The organism is Microcystis sp. M53598_WE2 (genome assembly GCF_030067735.1).
GTDB lineage: Bacteria > Cyanobacteriota > Cyanobacteriia > Cyanobacteriales > Microcystaceae > Microcystis > Microcystis aeruginosa.
Genome location: NZ_JASJFE010000142.1, coordinates 1 through 1,316, shown reverse-complemented (window position 1 = coordinate 1,316; position 1,316 = coordinate 1). Strand labels below are relative to the sequence as shown.

The following is a 1,316-nucleotide window of genomic DNA, read 5'->3' as shown; positions in this document are numbered from 1 at the left end:
TGTCAGTCTGTAGAGCGACCATAAGACCAGAACAGAGTAAATCTGTTAAGGCAGGTGCGGAACCCCGCAAGGGAAAGAAGCAGAAACCTAAATCGTGAGGTTTGGGAATCACCGTCCGTTTACGGCGGTGAGGATGTCAAGAGATGATTAGTTCTTCTTGCCATATACTTTTTGAGGGAGAAAACTGGCGACTCTAGTCAGTCTCCATTATAGTTCAGACACTGAGCCAGACAACATTAACTTGCACCATCAATACTCCTGTAGGCACAATTACCGCCACCGATGCCGATAATAACCCCTTAACCTACAGTGCGATTGCTAATCTTGTAGGTTGGGCCCGTTGTGGGTAAACAATAAATATATTTTCGTAACAGAAAGCTCATGATTCATGGATGATAAGCCGTAATAACCAGACTTCTATCGGCACTATAAATTGCTTCAACACGACGAAAACTAGAATGATTCCACCAGACTTTAATTCTATTTCCCTTGGCTGGAGCAGACCCAACAACGGCATAACCAGCATTGAACATCAATTGTTCAAAAACTTCTGCTGGCATTGTTTTAGATGAAATGGGAGAAAGACCATCAATTTGATGCTTATCGAGGGTCATAACTCCCTTTATAGGTTGTAAAAATTTGATAACCGGGTAAAACTAAGCTGATACCCGCAAAACTATGTATTGTTCCTGGATAACTTTCTTCTGCATCACTACCCCCCAATCGCCAACAAAAAGAACCCAACCAAATATAAAAGCCTGGAATCAGTGCGTCCATCGAATAGGCAATATGCTTTAACTGAGGGTTAACTTCGTTTGATGATCCCTTTTTTTGAGAAACTTTTATTTTCATTTATTTTCATTATTTTAAACTTATACTCATTTAAGAACTATACCATATTTTTATTAGCATTGACGATGACAATTATCACAATTCCACACTTAAACCCTTTGGTGCGATCGCTGATATGGTAGGTTGGGTTGAGGAAGGAAACCCAACGCTAATCAAAGATATTTGAAGGCCTTATTATCTTCAACCGTCCCATCGAACTAAGATAGTGCAAGCTTAAAGATGGCTTTTAGTTGTCAGCTAAATTTTTGCGCCAATTTCGTCAAATTGCTTCAAGAGATTTGATTGCGAACGCCACTGAAAGCAGCGTATGCGATCGCTACTTAAACCCTTTGGTGCGATCACTTTTGCTAAAAGGACGAGTTATACTAAATCCAAAAATGGCTTTTAGTTGTCAGCTAAATTTTTGCGCCAATTTCGTCAAATTGCTTCAAGAGATTTGATCGCGAACGCCACTGAAAGCAGCG

2 protein-coding genes are annotated in these 1,316 nt (G+C 40.2%); both read right to left on the bottom strand.

All coding sequences use genetic code 11. The features are described from left to right. Positions 1-386: 386 nt before the first annotated feature. On the bottom strand, positions 387-614 hold the full coding sequence (locus PX636_RS03175; RefSeq protein ID WP_288116198.1) for a hypothetical protein: 228 nt from the start codon (positions 612-614) through the stop codon (positions 387-389). Then, a complete protein-coding gene (locus tag PX636_RS03170; protein WP_002778026.1) occupies positions 601-852 on the bottom strand; it encodes a hypothetical protein in 252 nt (83 codons plus the stop codon). The genes PX636_RS03175 and PX636_RS03170 overlap by 14 nt, the downstream gene beginning before the upstream one ends. Positions 853-1,316: the final 464 nt, after the last annotated feature.

Excerpts from the sequence above, each read along its gene's own strand:
- PX636_RS03175 (WP_288116198.1), bottom strand. The coding sequence starts at position 614 with ATGACCCTCGATAAGCATCAAATTGATGGTCTTTCTCCCATTTCATCT.
- PX636_RS03170 (WP_002778026.1), bottom strand. The coding sequence starts at position 852 with ATGAAAATAAAAGTTTCTCAAAAAAAGGGATCATCAAACGAAGTTAAC.